The sequence below is a fragment of the Streptomyces sp. NPDC031225 genome (assembly GCF_055570355.1).
The window spans coordinates 1-22,409 of the sequence record NZ_JBVIHJ010000032.1 but is presented as its reverse complement, the minus strand read 5'-3'; the positions used below and the strand labels follow the sequence as shown (position 1 = coordinate 22,409).

At 71.5% G+C, this 22,409-nt stretch carries 20 protein-coding genes and 2 tRNA genes; 13 read left to right on the top strand and 9 right to left on the bottom strand.

Annotation, left to right across the window (positions count from 1 at the left end):
- Positions 1-62: 62 nt before the first annotated feature.
- On the bottom strand, positions 63-4,508 hold the full coding sequence (locus tag ACZ48Z_RS39050) for a hybrid sensor histidine kinase/response regulator (protein ID WP_468740661.1): 4,446 nt from the start codon (positions 4,506-4,508) through the stop codon (positions 63-65).
- A gap of 182 nt (positions 4,509-4,690) precedes the next feature.
- Positions 4,691-5,119 (bottom strand): SSI family serine proteinase inhibitor, encoded by a 429-nt coding sequence (locus ACZ48Z_RS39045; RefSeq protein ID WP_468740660.1) that lies wholly within the window; start codon positions 5,117-5,119, stop codon positions 4,691-4,693.
- Between the two features lie 153 nt (positions 5,120-5,272).
- Here ACZ48Z_RS39045 and ACZ48Z_RS39040 point away from each other — a divergent pair.
- Together ACZ48Z_RS39040 and ACZ48Z_RS39035 are read left to right on the top strand one after the other, a co-directional pair.
- Positions 5,273-5,363, top strand: a tRNA-Ser gene (locus tag ACZ48Z_RS39040).
- Between the two features lie 188 nt (positions 5,364-5,551).
- Positions 5,552-5,624, top strand: a tRNA-Arg gene (locus ACZ48Z_RS39035).
- A gap of 163 nt (positions 5,625-5,787) precedes the next feature.
- Here ACZ48Z_RS39035 and ACZ48Z_RS39030 read toward each other — a convergent pair.
- On the bottom strand, positions 5,788-6,288 hold the full coding sequence (locus ACZ48Z_RS39030) for a hypothetical protein (RefSeq protein ID WP_468740659.1): 501 nt from the start codon (positions 6,286-6,288) through the stop codon (positions 5,788-5,790).
- Positions 6,289-6,689: 401 nt separating this feature from the next.
- Between ACZ48Z_RS39030 and ACZ48Z_RS39025 the strand changes: the two genes are divergently transcribed.
- Positions 6,690-6,980 carry a hypothetical protein gene (locus ACZ48Z_RS39025; RefSeq protein WP_468740658.1) on the top strand — a complete coding sequence of 97 codons (291 nt, stop codon included), beginning with the start codon at positions 6,690-6,692 and terminating at the stop codon, positions 6,978-6,980.
- 165 nt (positions 6,981-7,145) lie between these two features.
- Complete coding sequence (locus ACZ48Z_RS39020) at positions 7,146-7,559, top strand: cytidine/deoxycytidylate deaminase family protein (protein ID WP_468740657.1); 414 nt, start codon at positions 7,146-7,148, stop codon at positions 7,557-7,559.
- Between the two features lie 30 nt (positions 7,560-7,589).
- Here ACZ48Z_RS39020 and ACZ48Z_RS39015 read toward each other — a convergent pair whose 3' ends face one another.
- Positions 7,590-7,778 carry a hypothetical protein gene (locus ACZ48Z_RS39015; RefSeq protein WP_468740656.1) on the bottom strand — a complete coding sequence of 63 codons (189 nt, stop codon included), beginning with the start codon at positions 7,776-7,778 and terminating at the stop codon, positions 7,590-7,592.
- A 223-nt stretch (positions 7,779-8,001) separates the two neighbouring features.
- Here ACZ48Z_RS39015 and ACZ48Z_RS39010 point away from each other — a divergent pair, with 223 nt between their 5' ends.
- Positions 8,002-8,490, top strand: coding sequence for an NUDIX domain-containing protein (locus ACZ48Z_RS39010; protein ID WP_468740655.1), 489 nt, complete (start codon positions 8,002-8,004; stop codon positions 8,488-8,490).
- A gap of 59 nt (positions 8,491-8,549) precedes the next feature.
- Here the strand turns inward: ACZ48Z_RS39010 and ACZ48Z_RS39005 are convergent, their stop codons facing one another.
- Both ACZ48Z_RS39005 and ACZ48Z_RS39000 read right to left on the bottom strand, forming a co-directional pair.
- The gene (locus ACZ48Z_RS39005) at positions 8,550-9,083 is read right to left on the bottom strand and encodes a GtrA domain-containing protein (protein ID WP_468740654.1); all 534 of its coding nucleotides are present in this window, start codon (positions 9,081-9,083) and stop codon (positions 8,550-8,552) included.
- Positions 9,084-9,247: 164 nt separating this feature from the next.
- Positions 9,248-9,736, bottom strand: a complete 489-nt coding sequence (locus ACZ48Z_RS39000; protein WP_468740653.1) for a MarR family winged helix-turn-helix transcriptional regulator — start codon at positions 9,734-9,736, stop codon at positions 9,248-9,250.
- Between the two features lie 119 nt (positions 9,737-9,855).
- On the opposite strand from ACZ48Z_RS39000, the gene ACZ48Z_RS38995 reads away from it, so the two are divergent.
- The 8 genes from ACZ48Z_RS38995 (at position 9,856) to ACZ48Z_RS38960 (ending at position 20,261) form a co-directional block, all read left to right on the top strand.
- Positions 9,856-10,233 carry an HGxxPAAW family protein gene (locus ACZ48Z_RS38995; protein ID WP_468740652.1) on the top strand — a complete coding sequence of 126 codons (378 nt, stop codon included), beginning with the start codon at positions 9,856-9,858 and terminating at the stop codon, positions 10,231-10,233.
- Positions 10,234-10,420: 187 nt separating this feature from the next.
- Complete coding sequence (locus ACZ48Z_RS38990; RefSeq protein ID WP_468740651.1) at positions 10,421-11,296, top strand: DUF2797 domain-containing protein; 876 nt, start codon at positions 10,421-10,423, stop codon at positions 11,294-11,296.
- 300 nt (positions 11,297-11,596) lie between these two features.
- On the top strand, positions 11,597-12,337 hold the full coding sequence (locus tag ACZ48Z_RS38985) for a response regulator transcription factor (RefSeq protein ID WP_351195871.1): 741 nt from the start codon (positions 11,597-11,599) through the stop codon (positions 12,335-12,337).
- The gene (locus tag ACZ48Z_RS38980) at positions 12,334-13,977 is read left to right on the top strand and encodes an ATP-binding protein (protein WP_468740650.1); all 1,644 of its coding nucleotides are present in this window, start codon (positions 12,334-12,336) and stop codon (positions 13,975-13,977) included. The genes ACZ48Z_RS38985 and ACZ48Z_RS38980 overlap by 4 nt, the downstream gene beginning before the upstream one ends.
- A 14-nt stretch (positions 13,978-13,991) precedes the next feature.
- Entirely contained in the window at positions 13,992-15,512 is a 1,521-nt protein-coding gene (locus tag ACZ48Z_RS38975; protein WP_468740649.1) for a bifunctional glycosyltransferase family 2/GtrA family protein, read from the top strand.
- The gene (locus ACZ48Z_RS38970) at positions 15,512-17,689 is read left to right on the top strand and encodes a glycosyltransferase family 39 protein (RefSeq protein WP_468740648.1); all 2,178 of its coding nucleotides are present in this window, start codon (positions 15,512-15,514) and stop codon (positions 17,687-17,689) included. Before ACZ48Z_RS38975 ends, ACZ48Z_RS38970 begins: the two co-directional genes overlap by 1 nt.
- 136 nt (positions 17,690-17,825) lie before the next feature.
- Positions 17,826-19,307, top strand: coding sequence for an MFS transporter (locus tag ACZ48Z_RS38965; RefSeq protein ID WP_468740647.1), 1,482 nt, complete (start codon positions 17,826-17,828; stop codon positions 19,305-19,307).
- Positions 19,308-19,499: 192 nt separating this feature from the next.
- Positions 19,500-20,261, top strand: coding sequence for a TetR/AcrR family transcriptional regulator (locus ACZ48Z_RS38960; RefSeq protein ID WP_468740646.1), 762 nt, complete (start codon positions 19,500-19,502; stop codon positions 20,259-20,261).
- A gap of 91 nt (positions 20,262-20,352) precedes the next feature.
- On the opposite strand, the gene ACZ48Z_RS38955 is transcribed toward ACZ48Z_RS38960, so the two are convergent.
- Genes ACZ48Z_RS38955 through ACZ48Z_RS38945 form a run of 3 tightly spaced genes read right to left on the bottom strand, consistent with a single transcriptional unit; the run spans position 20,353 to position 22,291 of the window.
- Complete coding sequence (locus ACZ48Z_RS38955) at positions 20,353-20,826, bottom strand: PPOX class F420-dependent oxidoreductase (protein WP_468740645.1); 474 nt, start codon at positions 20,824-20,826, stop codon at positions 20,353-20,355.
- A gap of 4 nt (positions 20,827-20,830) precedes the next feature.
- Positions 20,831-21,430 (bottom strand): class I SAM-dependent methyltransferase, encoded by a 600-nt coding sequence (locus tag ACZ48Z_RS38950; protein ID WP_468740644.1) that lies wholly within the window; start codon positions 21,428-21,430, stop codon positions 20,831-20,833.
- A gap of 39 nt (positions 21,431-21,469) precedes the next feature.
- The gene (locus ACZ48Z_RS38945) at positions 21,470-22,291 is read right to left on the bottom strand and encodes a YceI family protein (RefSeq protein ID WP_468740643.1); all 822 of its coding nucleotides are present in this window, start codon (positions 22,289-22,291) and stop codon (positions 21,470-21,472) included.
- Between the last annotated feature and the right edge of the window lie 118 nt (positions 22,292-22,409).

Genomic DNA, 22,409 nt, shown 5'->3' with positions numbered 1-22,409 from the left:
GCGGCGGAACCGCGCGACCGGCCGCGACGAGCCCGCAGACGACGACGGCGCCCCCGGTTCGTCTAGTTCGTCCCGATCCTGGCCAGCAGATCCACGATCCGCGACTGGACCTCCGCACTGGTCGACCGCTCCGCGAGGAACAGAACCGTCTCCCCGGAGGCCAGCCGAGGCAGATCGGCCTGGTCCACCGCGGCCGTGTACACGACCAACGGCGTCCGGTTGAGCTGCCCGTTCGCCCGCAGCCAGTCCACGATCCCGGCCCGCCGCTTGTGCACCTGCATGAGGTCCATCACGACGAGGTTGGGCCTGAGCTGCCCCGCGAGTGTCACCGCGTCCGCGTCACTGGCCGCGCGCGCGACCTGCATCCCACGCCGCTCCAACGTCGCCGTCAGCGCCAGCGCGATCTCCGCGTGCTCCTCGATGAGCAGTACGCGCGGCGGATGCTGCTCGCTGTCCCGCGGCGCCAGCGCCTTCAGCAGTACGGCGGGGTCGGCGCCGTACGCCGCCTCCCGCGAGGCCTGCCCCAGCCCGGCGGTCACCAGGACCGGCACCTCGGCCGCGACCGCCGCCGTCCGCAGCGACTGCAGCGCGGTCCGGGTGATCGGCCCGGTCAGCGGGTCCACGAACAGCGCGGCGGGGAAAGCCGCGATCTGCGCGTCGACCTCCTCCCGGGAATGCACGATGACCGGCCGGTACCCGCGGTCGCTCAGCGCCTGCTGGGTCGTCACGTCCGGCGCGGGCCACACCAGCAACCGCCGCGGATTGTCCAGCGGCTCCGGGGGCAGCTCGTCGTCCATCGGCTGCGGCCGGGGGGTGTGCGGGATCTCGACGGCCCCACCGGGACCGTCCAACGGCTCGGGCCCCTCGGCGGCGTTCTCGTCCGGTGCCCCTATGGCGTACGACCGTCCGGCCGCCTCGGTGGCGTGCGCGAGCCGCGACTGCCCGGCCAGCGAGGGCTGCGGCTGCGGTGCCTGTGCCGGTACGGCCTGCTCGGCCGCCGGATGCGGACGCGCCGCCTGCTCCGGTGCCCCGGCGGCAGCGGGCTCGGGCCGGGTACCGAGCTTGCGGCGCCGCCCGGAACCGTTCGACTGATGCGGCGGAGGCGTGGCCGTCCCCTGCTGCTGCACCTGTGCCGCCTGCCGGGTGAAGGGGACCCCCTGGCCCAGGGTCCGCACACTGAACGCCCGGCCCTGCGTCGAGTTCGGGTCGACGGGCGCGGCGGCCGCTTCGGCGGGCAGCGGGGCACCGGGCGGCAACGCGCCCTGCCCGGTCTGCGGGACCTGGGGCGCGGGCTGGTTCGGGGGTACGGCGGTGGCGGCGCCGGAGGTGTCGTGGGTGCCGGGCCACGCCTGGGGAGCGGACGCGGCTTGTTCCTGCGGCTGCGCCTGGAGCTGTGGCTGCGCCTGCGGCTGTGGCTGGGGCGTCTCGGCGGGGAGGGGCGCGGCCTGCGGGACCGGGCCGGACTGACCGGCCGCGTTCTGCACGGGAACGCCCGGGAACTGGGCCGGCGGCACCGCGCCGGGGACCTGCTGGGCGGGCGCTGCGGGAACTCCCACGGGAACCGGCTGCCCGGGCGCGGCCGCCTGCGCCGGAACATCCTGCGCGGGGGTATCGGCTGCCGCCTCCACCGGCTGGGCCACGGCCCGTCGGCGACGGCCCGTCGGCGCGCTGGTGGGGTGCGGCTGCGGCGGGGTGTGGTCGTCGGCCTGGTCGTGCGGCACGGCGTCGTGCCGGCCGTCCTCGCCGTGGCCGTCGGCGGGCACAGGCCGGCCGGGAACGGCGACGGCCTGACCCGGCACCTGGACGAGCCCGTTGGCCGGGACCGGGGTCGAGGAGGGAACGGGGGCCTGCCCCTGCCCGGGGATCTGGGCTTGAACGGGAGCCTGGGCCTGGGCGGGGCCGGGAACCTGCCCCGGGCCGGGCATCTGCATCTGCCCCGGAACCTGCGCCTGAGCCGGGACCTGTCCTGGCATCTGCCCCGGCCCCTGCGCCTGCGCCTGCGCCTGCGCCTGGGCGGGCATCTGCCCGGGCACCATCTGGCCGGGCATCTGGGCCGCTGCCGCTGCCGCAGGGGCCGGGGCCGTGCCTCCGTCGGCCGGGCGGTCCGCGTCGGCCGGCGGGAGGGCGAACACCGCGCGGGGGGCCGCCTCCTGCGCGGCTGCCCGCTCCGACGCGGCGGCCAGGGCGCGTCGGCGGCGCCCGTCCTGCTGCTGTGTGCCGTTGTCAGGCACGTTCTGCCCGGACATCTGGACCTGAACCTGGCTCTGTCCCTGTCCCTGGCCGGACTCGGGGGCGGAGACACCAGTGCCCGCGGGCAACGCCGCCGGCAGCGCGTGCTGCTCACTGCCGTCGCCCAGGGCGCGACGCCCCGCGGGCGCGGGCACACCCTGCGGCGGCACGGTCCCGCCGAGACCGGTCCCCGCGGCCGCGGCTCCCGCCGCGTGCTCCGCCGCGGTGACCACGGCGCCCTCGGAAACGTCGTCCCCGTCGAACACGTCGGCTTCGCCGGGCTCGGCACCCTCGGCGGGCCGTCCGCGGCGCCGCCCGGTACCGCCCGAGCCGTCCCCGTCGTCGCCGGAGACCTGCGCCGGTACGGACCCGAGCTGCTCCTGCTCGGCCGCCGCCCGCCGCCTGCGCCGACCGGTGGGCGCCGTCGCGGTGGGCGCGGCGGGCTCGTCGGCCTCGGCCGGGACGTCGCCGTCGAGGAAGGAGTCGGTGGACGGCCGCCGGGCCCGGCGCCGCCCGCCGCTCTCGGCGGGAGCGAGCTCCGCGAGGCCTGTCCCCGTGGGCGCGGCAGCCGCGGGAGCGGCCTCCAGCGCGGCCGGGCCGGGAAGCGCGACGGCCCCGGCCCCACCCCCGATGGGCACTTCGAGGACGTACGCGCTGCCGCTCATGCCGGGCACTTCGTGCGTCTGGAGGACACCGCCGTGGGCGCGCACGATCCCGCGCACGATCGGCTCGTGCACCGGGTCTCCCCCGGCATACGGGCCGCGCACCTCGATCCGTACGACCTCACCGCGCTGCGCGGCCGCCACCACGACCGTGTTGTCCATGTAACCGCCCGCGGACACGGGCGAGTTGCCGGTCGCGTCGACCCCGGCGACATCCGCGATGAGATGCGCGAGCGCGGTCGCGAGACGCAGGGCGTCGACCTCGGCCTCGATGGGCGGCGCGTGCACGGCGAACTGGACGCGTCCGGGCCCGATGAGCTCGACCGCACCGTCCACACCGGCGGCGACGACCGCGTCGAGCATCACGTTGGTACGGGTGATGGCGTCGCTGCCCGCGTCCAGGCGCTGGTAGCCGAGGACGTTGTCGATGAGGTGGGTGATGCGGGAGTAGCCGGCCGAGAGGTGGTGCAGGACCTGGTTGGCCTCGGGCCACAGCTGGCCCGCGTCGTCGGCGGCGAGCGCGGACAGCTCGCGGCGCAGTTCGTCGAGGGGACCGCGCAGGGAGCGCCCGAGCAGCGTCAGCAGCTGATCATGCCGACCGGAGAGGGCCTCGTAGCGGTCCTTCTCGCGCTCCCCGAGTGCCGCGTACCGGTCCTCACCGGCGGCGAGTTCCTCGTCGTGCTGCTCCTGGAGCTCCTCCAGCTCGGTGATGTGCTTCTGGCGCAGCGCGGTCAGCTCGGAGGCGTGCTCCTCCTCGATCCGCTCCAGCTCCTCGGCGTGTGCCTTCTCGGCGGCGGCCTTCTCGTCGGCGAGGGTGTCGTAGGGCCGCCGGTCGGTGAAGGTGAGCACGGCGCCGACGAGCTGGTCGCCGTCGCGCACCGGCGCGGTCGTCAGGTCGACCGAGACCTTCTCGCCCTTCTTGGACCACAGCACCTGCCCGCGCACCCGGTGCTTGCGCCCGGAGCGCAGGGTGTCGGCGAGCGGGGACTCCTCGTACGGGAAGGGCGTGCCGTCGGTGCGCGAGTGCAGGATGAGGTCGTGGAGCTCGCGCCCGCCGAGATCACTGGCCCGGTACCCCAGTATCTGGGCGGCGGCCGGGTTGACGAGCACGATCCGCCCGTCGGTGTCGGTGCCTACGACCCCCTCCGCCGCGGCGCGCAGGATCATCTCGGTCTGCCGCTGCGAACGGGCCAGCTCGGCCTCGGTGTCCACGGTCCCGGTGAGGTCGCGCACGACGAGCATCAGCAACTCGTCGCTGCCGTAGCCGTAACCGTCGTAGGCCTGCTGGCCGTTCTCCAGGTTCGCGCTGGTGACCTCGACGGGGAACTCGGTGCCGTCGGTCCTGCGGGCCATCATCCGGGTCGGCTTGGTCCGCCCGCGCGGGTCCATGTGGTCGGGCCGCCGCATGGAGCCCGGGATGAGCCGGGAGTCGAAGTGCGGAAGCAGATCGAGCAGCCCCCGCCCCACGAGAGCCGTCCCCGGCGCCTCGAACGCCTCCAACGCGATGGTGTTGGCGTTGACGACGGTCCCATTGGCGTTGACCAGGACCAACGCGTCCGGAAGCGCGTCGAGTATGGCTGCGAGGCGAGCAGCGCCTCGGGATGGCCTGCTGCTCACGAGACGCTTCCTCCCTGTTACCGCACCTTGCCGACCGCTCGGGCCATCTTGCCAACCTGCCCGCGACGTGTCACGCGAGGGAGTCTAAGCGCAGGGATTGTGCGGGGGGTGCTGGATGAGAGGGAGGTCGCACGACGAAGTGAAGTAGAACGTGTGCCCGTACGTCGACGTGCTGATCCGGTCTACGACCCGACTTTGGGCAGGAGCGGCACGAACCGGTCCCAGCGCGCGGTGCCGCAGCCGTCGCTCCGGTCGAACCGGGCGTCCACGGGGCGACCGGCCCACGTCCCCGTGACATGGGCGGTGGCGGGACCGCCGTAGAGCATCGTGCAGACGCTGCCCTCGGGGACGGGGGCGAAGGTCTCGCGCCCCCACCGGGTGTTCCTGTCCAGGGCGGCACAGGCACCGGGGGCGTCGGGGTGGGTGCCGCGTGCGGGGTGACAGTCGACCTCGAAGGTCCCGTCGGCACCACCACCCGCGTCCTTGACGGTGACGGTGAGGTGGTCGCCGCCGGGCTCGTGGGCGGAGGCGGGCGCGGGGGCCAGGGCGACGAGGAACAGAGGGAGAGGACTCAACCGTGCGAGCCGGCGGAACCGGATGACGTGTGACATGCCCTGACTAACGCCGGACGCGGGCGTACGTTGCGCGAAAGCACTTTGCCCTGCGCCCCGCCCGCCTAGTACCGTGGGAGCCGATTGGTGGCGCGACCTTCGGCTGTGTCATCATCTGCACGCACCACTCGCGCTCGCGCGGGCGGCTGTGCTGGAGGCGTCGCCTAGTCCGGTCTATGGCGCCGCACTGCTAATGCGGTTTGGGACGCAAATCCCATCGAGGGTTCAAATCCCTCCGCCTCCGCGCAAGATCACCGAAGCCCCGGTCCACGGACCGGGGCTTCGTCGTTGCGTTGACCGCTCTCGAACGCGTTTCCGCAGGTCGCAAGGGCTACGGCAAACGGATTTCACATGGCGCCAGCAGTCATGTAATGTTCTTCCTGTCGCCGCGGGCGGCCCGGAAGGGCAAGAAACGGCAAGAAAAAAGAACAAGCACTCGTAGCTTAACGGATAGAGCATCTGACTACGGATCAGAAGGTTGCAGGTTCGAATCCTGCCGAGTGCACAGCAGATCAGAGGCCCTAAGGATTGATCCTTAGGGCCTCTGGCTTATGTCTTGACGGCAGTGTTTGACGGCACCGCTTGAACGCTGCCTGACGGCGTGCTCCCGACGAAACCGGCTATGAAGGTCGCAGCTCGGCGCTTGTGTCTTTGGGCGAGCCCGTGGCTCAGGCTCCCGCGTTGGTTGCGACGCAGACGTACTGAGGGGGTTGCGCCCCGCCGTCGTTCGGGAAGTCCAGGACGGCCGGGTAGGTCATCCGGGTGTCCGGGTAGGACTGGGCGCAGTCCCGGGGGCTGGCGTAGAAGACGGATGTTCCGTCCGGTTGAATCGCTTGTCCGTCAGCGCCGACCAGACCAGCCCCGCACTGATATCCCGGTGCGTTCATGAGCAGGGTGGCATCCTTCCCCGCACCGTCACTGCTGCCGGTCCAGGCGAGACAGTAGCTGGAACCGGGATCTCCGCCGGTGGCCGGCTCCGCGATGACATGGATGGCCTGGAGGGGCGTGGGCCCACCACAGAGCGCCTCGATGTCAGTCACGTACCAGGGCGCCCCCGGGCTGCAGACGTCCGTCTTCGATTCACAGCCTGCATCGCCGCGAGGGGTCTTGTACGTCACGTGAACGCATGCCGGCACCTTGCTCGCCGAGGTCGGCACGGTCGTGGCCACCGAGGGAGATGCTGTCGTCGTCGGGGAGGAGCCAGCGGCCTTCACACCTTGGGCTCCTGGAGTGCTGCGCATCGCTGGCGTATGGGCTGTAGCGTCGGCAGCCTGACCGCTCCCGGCCGGGTGCCGCAGGAGCAGAGCTACGCACACTCCGAGGATGATCGCGACGGCTCCCCCCGCCATCGTGACCTTCCAAGGGAAGCGATGCCGCGCGGTCTCACGGATGACGGGGATGTTCCCCAACGTGTCGCCGTTGTGGAAGGCGAGCACTTCATCAGGACGCGGCGGTCTCTTCGGCGATTGTGGCGTACCCACGGTTGCCCGATTCGGTTGACGTGGGCGGGCCGTTGTGAGGTGATCCACTCCACGCATCGTGATCATGGGGGGGCAGTGCCTTGTCGTATGTGGCCGTGACGCTGGCCGGTGCCGATACGCCGGCTGAGCATCTCCAGCTGTCGGCCTTCACGGCCGTGGCCGCGGTCGTCTTCATCTGGCTGGGGCTGCGGCAGCGCAGGACCGGGCGCAGTGCGCTGGCTCCGGGCGAGGTGATGAGGACCACCGATCGCCTGATCCCGCCGACGCCTCCGAGCCGCGGGCAGCGCGCAGCGGGGTGCATGTGGATCGGCTTCGGCGGCGTCTTCATCCTGCCCGCTGTGTTCAACCTCCTGGCGGCGATCCACGAACTCATCGGCTGAGGCAGAGGCAGAGGCAGAGGCAGAGTCGGCTCGCGTTCGTCCCTCGGGGCGTCGGGGCGTCGGGGCGTCGGGGCGTCGGGGCGTCGGGGCGTCGGGGCGTCCGGGCGAGGCGTATCGGCGGACGGGCGCCGTCATGGATCTCAGGGTTAAGGGGAGGATGTGCAGATGACCACGCAGACTCACCCCGTCGACCTTGAACTCGTCGAGGCCGCGGCGCATGTCGCTCGCACGCGTTGCCGGGGCGACAACCACACCATGGCGGCCGCGGGCCGGGCCCGGGACGGCACGATCGTCACCGCGGTGAACGCCTACCACTTCACGGGCGGCCCCTGCGCCGAGTTGGTCCTCATCGGTACGGCCGCCGCTCAGGGCGTCCACGAGCTGGAGACCATCGTCGCCGTGGGCGACCGCGAGCGCGGGGTCGTTCCGCCGTGCGGTCGGTGCCGGCAGGTGCTCCTCGACTACTTCCCCGGCCTCAAGGTCATCGTCGGCGCGAACGACCGTCTCCGAGCCGTCCTCATCACGGACCTGCTGCCCGAAAGCTACGTCTGGGCCGACCACCAGCTCGACACCGGGTGAACGACGAACCGTCGTGCGCTCATACGGCGCTCATACGGCGCTCACGGCCAGGCTGTGGAACGCCTGGATGGTGCCCGGGTGGGCGAGTTCGTCGAGCAGGTGGCGCCAGTCGGGGTCGGCCGCGGCGGGGTGGGCCAGGTCCCAGGCGGTGAGGAGCGGGGTCAGCTCGCTGTCGGGGGAGGGCTCGACAGGAGAGAGGGAGGACAGGAGCGGGCTCATGGGAGTTCCTTCCTGAGGAGGGCGGTGAACTCGGGGCCGGGGCCCGGGGATCCGGGATCCGATGGCTTCCACGATGCCTCCGATCCCGGGACGGCGACATGTGGCGGCCTGCCCGATCCGGGGTGGGGCCAGCTGTACCCCCAGGGGGTCGTCACCCCTCCCACAGAGCCTGCGGAGTTCCGACGGCGGCGCTGTGTCGTACCTCTCTGCGATCGTCGCCGGCATGGGTGAATCGGTGGAGCGGGTGGACGAGTACGACCGGGTCGTCGCAGTGGTGGACCGGGCGGAGGCCATCGAGGAGGGGTGGCTGCACCGGATCGCGGTCACGGTCTGCCGTGATCCGGGTGGGCGGATTCTCGTGCACCGGCGGCCGGACGACGTCTCCCGGTTCCCGGGCCAGTACAACTGGCTGTTGGGCGGGGCCGCTGCGGTCGGGGAGTCGTACGAGGAAGCGGCGGCTCGTGAACTCGCCGAGGAGTTGGGGGTGTTCGGGACGCCGGTGCGCTTCGTGTTCAAGTTCCTGTGCCGTGGGGAGATCAGCCCCTACTGGCTCGGGGTGCACGAAGCCGTCGTGACCGGAGCGCTCGTACCCGATCCGGCGGAGATCGCGTGGCACGGCTGGCTCGGTGAGGGCGAGTTGGTGGAGGCGGTCGCGCGCGGGACGTTCGTGTCCGACGGGGTGGAGGCCCTGCGGCGGTACCTGGCGCTTTGAACCCCACTGCTCAGGCTTCGGTAGCGGTGCTCCCGTGGTCCGTGCGCGCGGCGGCCCGGTCAGCAGGCGGCGCTCACCGCGGTCCGGGACAGCACCGGGCGGGGCAACTGCGTGGTCCGGGCGAGGCGTTGCGGCTTGCGGGTGCCTGCGAAGACGAACAGGCGCAGGACCAGGAAGCGGCCGATGCCGGCCAGGGCGGAGGCGGTGAGGTAGACCGCCTGCTCGGTGACCATGCTCGGCGCCGACTGGACGGTGTGAAGGAGGAACATCGCCGCGCACGTGACGACGTACGCGGCGACCGCGGAGCCGGAGGACTGCACGTGCCGGCGCAGGCCCGGGCGGCGGCCGGTGCCGAAGGTGAACAGGGCGTGCAGCTCGGTGCAGAGAAGCGTCGAGAGCACGGTGATGACCGCGTTCGCGACCGCCCACGGCATCGTCATGGCCACCAGCGGCACGGCGAAGCTGGAGAGGACGCCGATCCCGCCGCCGCAGACGACGAAGCGGACGAAGGAGGCGAGGGGGCCGGGAGTCGAGGGGGAGGAGAGCTCGGGCGAGGACGGGGACTGGGTTCTGTCGGCCGTCTGCGTCTCCATGGTGTGCCCCTCCGGCGTGGCTTCTGCGATCCGCTCGATCCCGGTGGATCAGCTGAGATCAACGATGCCGTCGCAAGCTCGCCGGAACGATGGAGTGCTCTACCGGACTCATGGTGGGGCTGGCTACACCCCCGGGGTGGGGAGGCCCCGCCCGTCGCCCTCCGCTACGCCCCGTCCGCGTCCTTCGCCCGCAGCTCCTCGATGTAGGCGAGCGCCAGGTCGTTCGTACGGCTGAACCAGTCGTGGAGTACGGCGATCTCGTCGGCGGAGTACTCCGCGAAGACGGCGCCGAGGCGGTCGTAGTACGGCTGGTAGAGGGCGACGACCCGGGCCACGGCGTCGGGCACCGCGGCGACGCGGACGCGGCGGCGGTCGGTGGGGTCGGGGACGCGGGTGACGTAGCCGCCGCGTTCGAGGCGGTTGAGGATTCCGGTGACCGCGCCGGTCGTGACGTGGGCCTGTTCGGCGAGGTCGCCCGCGGTGAGGAGGTCTTCGCCGGCCTTCAGCACGAAGGCGAAGGACAGCAGGTCGGTGACGTTCAGACCCAGCCGCTGGGCCATCTCCTGCTGGCCGAGGTGGGCGGTGGCGATGAAGAAGTCCATCGCCTCCAGTGCCTGGGCCGGAGTGGCGGTGGGGCGGGGCTCGGCGTGCATCGGATTCCCGGTTCTGTGGAGGGTGCTCGCGGTACGAGGATGCAGTTCTCTTAGCTTGTAAGAGGTTTCTGTACTAAACTTCTTAGCCAGTGAGAGACCTGCGGGGTGGAGGAGGAACTGTGAGTGCACATCAGTATGACGAGGGGCATACGGTCGCGGGGTGGACCGGCGTCGCCATCGCGACCGTCGGGACCTCCGTGCTGGGGCTGGGGGTGTGCATGGTGTCCCGTCCGCTGATCGTCGTCGGCCTCGTGATCACCGCGCTGAGCGCTCTCGTCACCTGGGCCCTGCATCTGACCGGCTGGGGCAAGCCGCCCGGGCGCCGACCGCGCGAGCAGTGGGGGATGCGGGTGCGGGACACGGGTGCGCGGCAGGGACATGCCGGGTGCGTCGGGTGCCGGATGGCGGGGCGGGGTGCCCGGAGGAAGCCGGTCACGGTGGTCGAGCCGGGGGGTGCGGCGGTGGCGGAAACCGTCTCCGCGGAGCCGGTGGGCTGACCCTTCGCGAAGTCCGCGCCCGGGCCGAGCCATGAGCACCGGCTGTGGTGTTCTCGCCTCCGTGGACTGTGGACTGCTGAGTGCTGAGTGTGGACTGCGGACGCTGCGGACTGTGGAGTCGACGGCCGGTCCTCCTCGTCCCGCGCGCAGCTCTCGTTGTCAGTGGTGCCCCCTACTCTCGTGAGGGATGGCACAGGCGTGGAAATGCTCGGGGCTGCGATGGTCGGCCGACGGTCCCGTGCTGCAGTGGGACGGCGGGCAGCGCAGTGCGCTGACCTGGGGGAAGCGGGTGGCCTTCGGGGTCGCGGAGGGGGGTGTGCGGACATGCGTGGGAGCGCGGGGGCACGCGTGTGCGGCGCGGGCCGTGGTGTCGGGACGGAGCACGGGGGCGCGGTGCGAGGAGTGCGCGCGGCTGGACCGGTCGCACTCGGTGGCCGCGGACACCTTCGCGGACGATCCGAGGCCGTACCGGGTATATCTGGCCTGGTTCGGACCCGGCATGACCAAGGTCGGCATCACCGCGCACGAGCGGGGATCCGCGCGGCTGCTGGAGCAGGGTGCCGTCTGCTTCAGCTGGCTGGGCACCGGGCCGCTCATGGCCGCGCGGCGCACCGAGGAGCTGCTGCGGGCCGCGCTCTCGGTGCCGGACCGTATCCCGTACGGCGCCAAGCGGGCCGTCCGCTCCGCCCTGCCGGCGTCGGCCGCTGAGCGGGCCGCGGAGATCGCCGGCCTGCACGCGCGGGCGGTGGCACTGGGCGGCTGGCCCGAGACCCTGGAGCGGGCGCCGTACGAACCGGTCGATCACGTCGAGAACTTCGGCCTCGCGGGCCTGCCCGCCGCTGTGGGGGAGGTGCGCGAACTCGTCGCGGGCGGGGCGGTGGGCGGTCGGCTCGTCGCGGCCGCGGGGCCCGACCTGCACCTGGAGACGGACGGCGACGGGGTCGTCGTACTGGACACGCGGCTGATGACGGGGTGGGAGCTGGTCCCGGGCGACGGAGCGAAGAACACCGTGCCGATAAGGGAGTTGAAGGAGGTGACGGAGGTTCAGGACGGGTTGTTCTGACGAGGGGTGGTTGCCTTTGAGGCGCGGTACCGGGCCTCCGTGTGCGCCTCTTGCCCGTGCCGGGCGGCCTGTTGTCCGTGCCGGGCGGCCTCTTGTCCGTGCCGGGCGGGGGCGCTGATGCGGTGATTCTCCCTGCGTAACGCGGGCATGGGACCCTGCCGGACCGTCGCGAGATCGCCTTGGCCCTCCCACCGGGCAAGGGGCTTCCCAGGTGTTGCCTGAGAGGCGCCTGTGCGTTTCTCAGGGAAATCACAGATTTCCGAAAGGGTGTTCTCAGGGGGCCCCGACAGGGTGTTCACCATGACCACGACCTCGCCCCAGGGGCGCACCGAACTGCTGAGGCCGGACGGGAGCCCCGTCCGCGTGCTTGTGGTGGACGACGAGCTGTCGATCACCGAACTGCTGTCCATGGCCCTGCGCTATGAGGGATGGCAGATCCGGAGTGCGGGAGACGGCACGGGTGCGGTCCAGACCGCGCGGGAGTTCCGGCCCGACGCCGTCGTTCTGGACATGATGCTGCCCGACATGGACGGCCTGACCGTCCTCGGTCGTCTCCGCCGCGAGCTGCCCGACGTACCGGTGCTGTTCCTGACCGCGAAGGACGCCGTCGAGGACCGCATCGCCGGGCTCACCGCCGGTGGCGACGACTACGTCACCAAGCCGTTCAGCCTCGAAGAGGTCGTGGCGCGGCTGCGGGGGCTCATCCGCCGTTCCGGTGCGGCCGACCGCCGCTCCGACTCCGTGCTGGTCGTCGGTGACCTCACCCTCGACGAGGACAGCCACGAGGTCTCGCGGGCCGGGGAGGGTATTCACCTCACCGCGACCGAGTTCGAGCTCCTGCGCTTCCTCATGCGCAATCCCCGGCGTGTGCTCAGCAAGGCGCAGATCCTCGACCGCGTGTGGTCGTACGACTTCGGCGGCCAGGCCAACGTCGTCGAGCTGTACATCTCCTACCTGCGCCGGAAGATCGACGCGGGGCGCGAGCCGATGATCCACACCCGGCGTGGGGCCGGTTACCTGATCAAGCCCGCCGCCTCATGAGCGGGCGACGACGGCCGCGCAAGCAGAAACGTGCGGGTAAGCCGCGTACCCTGCGGACGCGGCTCGTCGTCGCGTCCGTGGTGCTGATCGCCGTGGTCTGCTCGGTGATCGGCACGGTGACGACACTGGCGCTGCGGTCGCATCTGTACGACCAGCTCGAAGGCAAGCTGAACGAGGTCTCGGCGCGGGTGACGCCGCGCGGCGGCTTCGGCAACCAGCCGCCCGGCAACGGGCCCGGTGGCGGAAGCGCCGGCCAGAGCGCTCAGGACAAGCAGGACAAGAAGACCAAGGAGATCACGCTCTCCGACTTCGTCAAGGGTCCAGGGCCGGACGGCATCGTCGCGGCCAAGGTGACGAAGGGCAAGATCACCGAGTCCCAGCGCGGTGTGAAGTCGGCGTCCACCGAGAACTACGAGATGACGGCCGTGAACCTCACGGACGCCCAGCTCAAGGTGCTCAACTCCGTCTCCAAGGACGGCAACGAACACAAGGTCGAGCTGCCGGGCATCGGCAACTACCTCGTCCGGTACACCAACAACGACACCTCCGCGTACTACGTCGCCATCCCCACCGCAGACGTCGACGCCACCATCGACACCTTGATCCTCGTCGAGATCAGCGTCACCGCCGCCGGCCTCGGCGCGGCCGTCATCGCCGGTTACGTGCTCGTCGGTCTCGCCACCCGCCCCCTGCGCAGGGTCGCCAACACCGCCACCCGGGTCTCCGAACTGCCTCTCCACACAGGCGAGGTCAACCTCAGCGAGCGGGTCCCCGAGTCGGAGTGCGATCCGCACACCGAGGTGGGTCAGGTCGGCTCCGCGCTGAACCGGATGCTCAACCACGTCCACGGCGCCCTGCACGCGCGTCAGCAGAGCGAGATGCGGGTGCGCCAGTTCGTGGCGGACGCCAGTCATGAGCTGCGGACACCTCTCGCCTCCATCCGCGGTTACGCGGAGCTGACCAGACGCGGCAGAGAGGAGGTCGGCCCCGACACTCGGCACGCTCTGGGCCGTATCGAGTCCGAGGCGGGCCGGATGACGCTGCTCGTGGAGGACCTGCTGCTGCTCGCGCGCCTGGACGCCGGGCGGCCGCTGCAGTTCGAGCAGACCGATCTGATCCCGCTCGTCGTGGACACCATCAGTGACGCCCGCGCGGCCGGCATGGACCACAACTGGCGCCTCGACCTGCCCGACGAACCAGCCCTCGTCTCCGGTGACGCGGCACGGCTCCAGCAGGTGCTCATCAACCTGCTCGGTAACGCCCGCAAACACACCCCCGAGGGCACGACCGTCACCGCACGGGTGCAGCGGCGCGGTCCCTGGATGTGCGTGGACGTCGAGGACAACGGTCAGGGCATCCCGTCCGACCTGCTCCCGCATGTCTTCGAACGGTTCGCGCGCGGCGACTCCTCACGCTCCCGCGCCTCAGGATCTACCGGGCTCGGCCTCGCCATCGTGCAGGCCGTCGCGACCGCACACGGTGGTGCCGTGACCGTGGACAGCATGCCCGGGCGCACCGTGTTCACCATGCATCTGCCCGCCGTCGGTCCCGTGACCCCGCATCCGGCGCCCGAAACGAACTGGCAATCACACTCACAGGCACAGCACAGCGCTGCCATATGGGTACAACAGGGGGCCTGACCAGAGTCGTTGTCATGCGAACCGACTCTTCTCCCGGCACTCTGCCGGCGCGGGAGCACCTCCCGGCCGGCGACGCCGGTACGCCTGTCCTGGACGTAGTGATCCCCGTCTTCAACGAGGAGAAGGACCTCCAGCCGTGTGTGCTGAGACTGCACGAGCACCTCAAGCGCACGTTCCCGTACGCGTTCCGCATCACCATCGCGGACAACGCGTCGACGGACACCACTCCCCTGGTGTCGCGGCGGCTGGAGTCGGAGATACCGGAGGTCAAGGCCTTCCGGCTGGAGCAGAAGGGCCGCGGCCGGGCGCTGCGGACCGTCTGGTCCGCCTCGGACGCCCCGGTCCTCGCCTACATGGACGTGGATCTGTCCACCGACCTCAACGCGCTGCTGCCGCTGGTGGCCCCGCTGATCTCGGGCCACTCCGACCTGGCGATCGGCTCCCGGCTCGCCCGCAGCTCCCGGGTCGTGCGCGGCCCCAAGCGCGAGTTCATCAGCCGCGCGTACAACCTGATCCTGCGCGGCTCGCTCCAGGCCCGCTTCTCCGACGCGCAGTGCGGCTTCAAGGCCATCCGGCGTGACGTGGCCCAGGTCCTGCTGCCGCTCGTCGAGGACACCGGCTGGTTCTTCGACACCGAGATGCTGGTCATCGCCGAGCGCGCGGGACTGCGTATCCACGAGGTGCCCGTCGACTGGGTCGACGACCCGGACTCCACCGTTCACATCGTCAAGACGGCCACCGACGACCTGAAGGGGGTGTGGCGCGTGGGCAAGGCACTCGCCAGCGGCGCGCTGCCGCTGGACCGGATCGCCCGCCCGTTCGGCGACGACCCGCGCGACCGCGATGTGCAGGACGTGCCGAAGGGGCTGGCCCGCCAGCTTGTCGGGTTCTGTGTCGTCGGCGGTCTGTCGACCCTCTTCTACCTCGTTCTCTACAGCGCCTTCCGGCAGTTCGGCGGCTCCCAGATCGCCAATGCCCTGGCCCTGCTGGTCTCCGCGGTCGCCAACACCGCCGCCAACCGGCGCCTGACCTTCGGGGTGCGCGGGCGGGGCGGCGCCGTCCGGCACCAGGCGCAGGGCCTGGTCGTCTTCGGTATCGGCCTCGCGCTGACCGCCGGTTCGCTGGCCGCCCTGAACGCGGCCACCAGCGACCCGGCGCACTCCACCGAACTGGCGGTCCTGATCGCCGCCAACCTCGCTGCGACCGTGCTGCGCTTCCTGCTCTTCCGGGCCTGGGTGTTCCCCGACCGCGACGAGGACCAGCCCCGGTCCACGGTGGTCGCCGGCCACACGCCCGCCTCCCCGGCCCACTTCCCGCAGCAGTCCTACTCCCCGCAGCAGTCCTACGGGCCGCTGCCCCAGCGCCCCACGGCGCCCCAGTACGCCACGGCGCCGCACCCGCCGTACGACACGACCTCGCCGTACGACACGACCGAGTTCCGCGCCGGTGAAGCCGCGGAGCAGCGCTCCTGGAAGGACGCCACCGTGCAGTTGCAGCCGGTGCGCCCGACCGACACCGACCCGAGGAACTCCTGATGACCACGCAGACCGACCATCCGACCCAGCAGGGTTCCGGTTGGGGTCCGGCGGTGACCGTGACGGACGTACGGGAACCCGTCGCTCCCCCGGCCCCCGAGTCCGGTGAACCCCAGCAGCCCTTCGCGCGCAGACTGTGGCGCGGGCGACCCGAGGACCCCCGCTGGGCGCGCCCGGCCTTCCTCGGCCTGCTCCTCGCCACCGCGGCCCTGTACTTCTACAACCTGAGCGCCTCCGGCTACTCCAACTCCTTCTACTCGGCGGCCGTCCAGGCCGGCACCAAGAGCTGGAAGGCGATGTTCTTCGGCTCGCTGGACGCGGGCAACGCCATCACCGTCGACAAGCCCTCGGCCTTCCTGTGGCCGATGGAGATCGCGGCGCGGATCTTCGGCCTGAACTCGTGGACGATCCTGGGCCCCGAGGTCCTCATGGGCGTCGGCACGGTCGCCGTCGTCTACGCGTCCGTGCGCCGCCGTTTCAGCCCCGGAGCCGGTCTGATCGCGGGCGCCGTGCTCGCGCTCACCCCCGTCGCGGCGCTGATGTTCCGGTTCAACAACCCGGACGCGATGCTGGCGCTGCTCATGGCGCTGGCCTGCTACTTCGTCGTCCGCGCCATCGAGGACGGCAAGACGAAGTGGCTGGTGTGGGCGGGTGTGGCGATCGGCTTCGCGTTCCTCGCGAAGACGCTGCAGGCGTTCCTGATCCTGCCGTCGCTGGCGATCGTGTACGCGGTCGTCGCACCGGTCTCGCTGAAGAGGCGCTTCGGCCAGCTGGCCGCCGCGACCGGCGCCCTGATCGTCTCCGGTGGCTGGTGGGTCGCGATCGTCGAGCTGTGGCCGGCCTCCTCGCGCCCCTACATCGGCGGCTCGCAGAACAACTCCTTCCTTGAACTGACCTTCGGCTACAACGGGCTCGGCCGCCTCAGTGGCGACGAGACCGGCAGCGTCGGCCCCGGCGGCGGCACCGCCAGCGCCTGGGGCGAGACCGGCTGGAACCGGATGTTCAACTCCGAGATCGGCAGCCAGATCTCGTGGCTGCTGCCGGCCGCGCTGGTCCTGCTCGTCGCGGGCCTGGTGGCGACGCGCAAGCTCAAGCGGACGTCGGTGACCCGCGGTTCGTTCCTGGTGTGGGGCGGCTCGCTGCTGATGACGCTGGTGGTCTTCAGCTTCATGGCGGGCATCTTCCACCAGTACTACACGATCGCTCTGGCCCCCTACATCGCGGCCGTGGTCGGCATGGGCGCGGGCGTCCTCTGGGAGAAGCGCGCCGAGATGTGGGCCTCGCTCACCCTCGCGGCCGCGGTCGTGGCGGGCGCCGCGTGGGGGTACGTCCTCCTCAACCGCACCCCGGACTACCTGCCCTGGCTGAAGTGGCTGGTTCTCGTCGGCGGGCTGGTCGCCGCCCTCGGTCTGGTCTTCGTGGCCAGGCTCGGCCGGCAACTGGCGCTCGGCGCGGCGGCGTTGGGCATCGTGGCCTCCCTCGCCGGTCCGGCGGCGTACACGCTGAGCACGGTGAACTCCGCGCACACCGGGTCCATCCCGACGGCGGGTCCGGCGGGCGCGAGCTCGATGGGCTTCGGCGGCGGCGGCCGGGGCGGTGGTCCCGGTGGCGGCGGCATGGGCGGCGGCTTCGGCGGCGGCCAGAACCAGCAGGGCAACGGCACCACCCAGGGGCAGGGCCGGCAGGGCCAGGGCTTCCCGGGTGGCGGTACCGGTGGCGGGATGCCCGGCCAGAACCGGCAGGGCGGTATGCCCGGCGGCACCACGCGTGACGGCGGTGGCATGGCCGGTGGCGGCGGTGTGGGCGGCCTGCTCAACGGCGCCACGGTCACCTCCGAGGCCAAGAAGCTGCTGGAGGCCGATGCCGACGACTACACCTGGGCGGCGGCCGCGATCGGCGCCCAGAACGCCGCGAGCTACCAGCTGGCCACCAACGGGTCCGTGATGGCGATCGGCGGCTTCAATGGCACCGACCCGTCCCCGACGCTGGCCCAGTTCAAGGAGTACGTGACGGACGGGAAGATCCACTACTTCATCTCCAGTGGCACCGGCGGCGGCATGGGCGGCAGCAGCAGCGGAACGTCCTCGCAGATCACCTCGTGGGTCGAGGCCACGTTCAAGAAGGTGACGGTCGGTTCGGCCACCTTCTACGACCTCACCCAGAAGGCGAGCAGCTGACGCTGAACCGGAGCAGAGGGGCGGCGACCGCGAAGGTCGCCGCCCTTCGGCGTTCCTCCGTCGGGAAACCGGTCGGCGTCCCTCCGCCCGGAAACCGCGTTGTACGCCGTATAGGAACTGTTCTACGGTGTACAGCATGTCCGCTCCCGCCTCCCTCACCGTCTCCCGGGGCCACCCCCAGCGCTGGCTGATCCTCGGCGTCATCTGCCTCGCGCAGCTCACCGTGCTGCTCGACAACACCGTCCTGAACGTCGCGATCCCCTCGCTCACCCGCGAACTGGGCGCGGCCACCTCCGACATCCAGTGGATGATCAACGCCTACTCGCTCGTGCAGTCCGGCCTCCTGCTCACCGCGGGCAGCGCCGCCGACCGCTACGGCCGCAAGAAGCTGCTGATGGCGGGCCTGGCCCTGTTCGGCATCGGCTCCCTGGTGGCGGGCCTCGCCACCACCAGCGGCCAACTGATCGCGGCCCGCGCCGGCATGGGCGTCGGCGGCGCACTCCTGATCACCACCACGCTCGCCGTCGTGGTCCAGATCTTCGACGACAGCGAGCGCGTCAAGGCGATCGGCCTGTGGTCGACGGTCAACTCGCTCGGCTTCGCCGTGGGTCCGCTGCTCGGCGGGGTGATGCTCGACCACTTCTGGTGGGGCGCGATCTTCCTCGTCAACATCCCGGTCGCGGTCATCGGACTCGTGGCGGTCCTGGCCCTGGTGCCCGAGTCGAAGAACCCGCAGGGCGACCGCCCCGACCTGCTCGGCGCGCTGCTCTCCACGATCGGCATGACGAGCGTCGTCTACGCGATCATCTCCGGCCCCGACCACGGCTGGACCTCCTCCACCACCCTCGTCTCCGCCGCGATCGGGGTCGTGGTGCTGGCCGGGTTCGCCGTATGGGAACTGCGCGTCCCCCACCCGATGCTGGACATGCACTTCTTCCGCAACCAGCGGTTCACCGGAGCCGTCGCGGGCGCGATCCTCGTCGCCTTCGGCATGGCGGGCTCGCTGTTCCTGCTCACCCAGCACCTCCAGTTCGTCCTCGGATACGACCCGTTGGAGGCCGGCCTGCGGACGGCGCCGTTCGCCCTCACGATCGTCGCCCTCAACCTCACCGGGGTCAGCGCGAAGCTGCTGCCGAGGGCCGGTACACCGCTGACCATCGCGCTCGGTATGACCTGCCTGGCGACGGGCCTCGCGGCGATCGCCGTGCTCGGTCGGCACGGGTACGGCGGCATGCTGGCCGGCCTGGTCGTCATGGGCGCGGGGGTCGCCTTCGCGATGCCCGCCATGGCCAACGCCGTGATGAGCGCGATCCCCCCGGAGAAGGCGGGCGTGGGCGCGGGCATCAACGGCACGCTCGCGGAGTTCGGGCAGGGGCTGGGTGTCGCGGTGCTGGGCGCGGTGCTCAACTCCCGGTTCGCGGCGCTGGTTCCGGTGGCGGCGGCGTCGCTTCCGGCGGCGCTGGCGGAGGCGGGCTCGAAGGAGGAACGGGCGCGGATCACCGATGCGTTCGCCTCCGGTCTGGAGACCAGCCAGCTGGTGGGGGCGGTTGCCGTGCTGCTCGGCGGATTGCTGGCGGCGGTGTTGCTGCGGCGGGCCGAGCGGGCGCCGGGCCCCTAAGGCCCTTCTGACGACGGGGACTTCGGCTCAGCGGCGGCAGCGGAAGCGTCGCGACCGGTCATGGACGATCATGGCCGGTCGTGGCTGGTCGCGCTCACGCGGCGAAGGCGCATATCGGTACAGGCCCGCGCCCTCACCGGCCGGTCCAGGCCTAGCATCCTTGCAAGTCAACAACGTCTCGGAAGGTGGGCCATGGTGAAGGCAGGCCAAGGAGCGGCCGCGCGAACCAGTGTCTGGCTGGACGGCAAGGTGCGCCGGGGCGGTCGCGGTGGCGGGCAGCCCTCCGGCCTGGACCGGGACCGGATCACCGAGGTGACGGTCCGTCTCCTGGACGCCGAGGGACTGGCGAAGTTCTCCATGCGGCGGCTGGCCGCCGAGCTGAACGTGACCGCGATGTCCGTCTACTGGTACGTCGACACCAAGGACGACCTGCTGGAACTCGCCCTGGACGCGGCCTTCGGCGAGCTGGAGCTGCCGGACCCGGAGGCCGACGAGGACTGGCGGGACCAACTGCGCACGGTGGCAAGGGAGTACCGGGGCCTGCTGGTCCGGCACCCCTGGGCGTCACCGCTGGCCGGCACGTTCCTCAACATCGGCCCGCACTCCCTGGCCCTGTCCCGGGTCGTGCACCGGGTCGTCCGCAAGACCGGCCTGCCCGCACACGGCATCACCGGCGCGATCTCCGCCGTCTTCCAGTTCGTCTACGGCTTCGGCACCATCGAGGGCCACTTCATCGCCCGCTCCGCCCAGGCCGGCATGACCCAGGAGGCCTTCTTCCGCCACGCCATGACCACCGCCACCCGGTCCCCCGGCGCCGCGGAGATCCTCAAGGAGAACGAGGAGATCATGACGGCGAGGGGAGGCGACACGGTGGAGGAGATGCGGGACAGGGACTTCACGTTCGCCGTGGAGCTCTTGGTCAAGGGAATCGAGGCGATGGTCGATCCGACGTAGGTGCGCCAACCCAGGGGCGCGGGGAACTGCGCGACCAGCCACAACGATCCCGCACCCGCCGACGAGCCACAATCCCCCACCCTCTCAGGCGTCACGCTTCCGGCGAAGCCAACCGAGCCGGAAAACCGCCGGTGGCAACCGGCCCCCATCGCACCGGCGTGACCCGGATGATCGACTTCCCCTGCTTCACCATCGCAGCCCGGTACTCGTCCCAGTCCGGGTGCTCCCCGGCGATGTTCCGGTAGTACTCCACCAGCGGCTCCACGGACTCGGGGGAGTCGACGACCTCCGCGGTCCCGTCGATCTGGACCCACGGTCCGTTCCACTCGTCGCTCAGCACGAGCACGCTGACCTGGGAATCCCGCTTCGCGTTCCGCGTCTTGGCCCGCTCGGGGTACGTCGACATGACGATCCGCCCCGAGTCGTCCACCCCGGACGTCAACGGCGAGGCCTGCGGCGACCCGTCTCCCCGCCGCGTCAGCAGGATCGCCCGGTGCCGGGTCCGCACGAAGTCCAGCAGTTCGTCCAGGGAGACGGCCTTGTTGGTCGCGATGTTCGATGCCATGGGATCAGCCTAGTTGGAGCGCCACGGCGTTCCAGTGCACCGCGTCACGGCCGAGCCGGTCCGCTCCCTCGTCCACGATCCGCAGCAGCCGAAGACCCGCCTCCGCACCCTGCGCGGCGACCTCTTCCGGCGGTATGTCGAACATGAGCCGGTCCGCGGGCGGCTCACCGCGCCGCAGAGTGATCAGCAGGACCCCGCCGGGTGCGAGCAGCCCCGCCAGGCGCCGCATGGCGACAGGCCGCTCCTCCGGCCGCAGATGCATCCACACCGCGGACAGCAGAACGACGTCGTACGGACCCTGGACGCCTTCCAGTCCCGGCAGCGCCCCCGCCCGCCAGCTCACCCCGCAGCCGGGATGCAGCCGCTCGGCCACACCCCGCAGCTCCGCCACCGGCTCCGCCGCGTCGACCGTGAACCCCCGGGCGGCCAGCGCCGCCGCGTCCCGCCCGGTCCCCGCGCCGACGTCCAGCACCCGCGCGGGCGGATCCGGCAGCAGATCCAGCAGCGCCTCGTGCACCACCTCGAACGTGACGCTCTCGTACACCGTCCCCAGCCGCTCAGCCGACTCGGCGTAGTACCCCTGCACCCCCGCAGCCCGTTCCATACCCGAACGGTACGACCCGGCACTGACAACGCCGCGGGTTCAGACCTGCGGCAGCGACTCCCCCTGTACCGCCTGCACATCGAGTTCGACCTTCAGAGTCGTCCCGATGGCGGCGATCCCCGCCTGCACGACCTGGTTGTAGTTCATGGCGAAGTCCTCCCGCTGCAGCTGGGTCGTGGCCCGGAAGGCGGCCCGGGTACCGCCCCACGGGTCGGCCCCCGTCCCCAGATAGGCGAGGTCCAGGTCGACGGGCCGTACGACACCGCGCATCGCCAGCTCACCCCGCACGGTCCACCGGTCGGTACCGGCCACAGTCAGCCCCGTGGACCGGTACGTGATCTCCGGGTACCGCTCGACGTCCAGGAAGTCGGCCGACCTCAGGTGCTCGTCCCGCGTCGCGTTGCCCGTGTCGATGGAGGCGGCCCGGATCACCGCCTCCACCCGGGACTTGGTCACGTCGTCCGGGGCGACCTCGATCGCCGCGGTGAAGTCGGTGAAACGGCCGTGCACGCTGGAGATGCCCAGGTGCTGGGCGACCGCGCTCACCCCGGAGTGGGCCGGGTCCACGGTCCACGGGCCGGGCGGCGGGAGTTCCGTGCCGCCGATGCGGGCCAGGGTGACCGTGCCGACCTCGGCGCGGCCGCTCGCTGTGACGATCGCGCTGGACGCAGCGGGCGCGTACCCGACGGCGGTGACGATGACGGTGTACGGCCCCGGCTCCAGCGGCGTGCCGTTCCGCACGGCACCCTCCGCGTCGGCCTCCGCTCGCAGCACCTGCGTGCCGGTCATGTCGGTCACCGTGACGACCGCGTGCGACACGGCCCACCCGTCCCGGGTGCGGATCCTCGCGGTCAGTCCCATGTCACATACCTCCTCAAAGACGACCGGCCCGGGGGGGGGGGGGGGGGGGGGGGGGGGGGGGGGGGGGGGGGGGGGGGGGGGGGGGGGGGGGGGGGGGGGGGGGGGGGGGGGGGGGGGG

Excerpts from the sequence above, each read along its gene's own strand:
- ACZ48Z_RS39045 (WP_468740660.1), bottom strand. The coding sequence starts at position 5,119 with ATGTCACACGTCATCCGGTTCCGCCGGCTCGCACGGTTGAGTCCTCTC.
- ACZ48Z_RS39020 (WP_468740657.1), top strand. The coding sequence starts at position 7,146 with ATGACCACGCAGACTCACCCCGTCGACCTTGAACTCGTCGAGGCCGCG.
- ACZ48Z_RS39015 (WP_468740656.1), bottom strand. The coding sequence starts at position 7,778 with ATGAGCCCGCTCCTGTCCTCCCTCTCTCCTGTCGAGCCCTCCCCCGAC.
- ACZ48Z_RS39010 (WP_468740655.1), top strand. The coding sequence starts at position 8,002 with ATGGGTGAATCGGTGGAGCGGGTGGACGAGTACGACCGGGTCGTCGCA.
- ACZ48Z_RS39005 (WP_468740654.1), bottom strand. The coding sequence starts at position 9,083 with ATGGAGACGCAGACGGCCGACAGAACCCAGTCCCCGTCCTCGCCCGAG.
- ACZ48Z_RS39000 (WP_468740653.1), bottom strand. The coding sequence starts at position 9,736 with ATGCACGCCGAGCCCCGCCCCACCGCCACTCCGGCCCAGGCACTGGAG.
- ACZ48Z_RS38990 (WP_468740651.1), top strand. The coding sequence starts at position 10,421 with ATGGCACAGGCGTGGAAATGCTCGGGGCTGCGATGGTCGGCCGACGGT.
- ACZ48Z_RS38985 (WP_351195871.1), top strand. The coding sequence starts at position 11,597 with ATGACCACGACCTCGCCCCAGGGGCGCACCGAACTGCTGAGGCCGGAC.
- ACZ48Z_RS38980 (WP_468740650.1), top strand. The coding sequence starts at position 12,334 with ATGAGCGGGCGACGACGGCCGCGCAAGCAGAAACGTGCGGGTAAGCCG.
- ACZ48Z_RS38975 (WP_468740649.1), top strand. The coding sequence starts at position 13,992 with ATGCGAACCGACTCTTCTCCCGGCACTCTGCCGGCGCGGGAGCACCTC.
- ACZ48Z_RS38970 (WP_468740648.1), top strand. The coding sequence starts at position 15,512 with ATGACCACGCAGACCGACCATCCGACCCAGCAGGGTTCCGGTTGGGGT.
- ACZ48Z_RS38965 (WP_468740647.1), top strand. The coding sequence starts at position 17,826 with ATGTCCGCTCCCGCCTCCCTCACCGTCTCCCGGGGCCACCCCCAGCGC.
- ACZ48Z_RS38960 (WP_468740646.1), top strand. The coding sequence starts at position 19,500 with ATGGTGAAGGCAGGCCAAGGAGCGGCCGCGCGAACCAGTGTCTGGCTG.
- ACZ48Z_RS38955 (WP_468740645.1), bottom strand. The coding sequence starts at position 20,826 with ATGGCATCGAACATCGCGACCAACAAGGCCGTCTCCCTGGACGAACTG.
- ACZ48Z_RS38950 (WP_468740644.1), bottom strand. The coding sequence starts at position 21,430 with ATGGAACGGGCTGCGGGGGTGCAGGGGTACTACGCCGAGTCGGCTGAG.
- ACZ48Z_RS38945 (WP_468740643.1), bottom strand. The coding sequence starts at position 22,291 with ATGGGACTGACCGCGAGGATCCGCACCCGGGACGGGTGGGCCGTGTCG.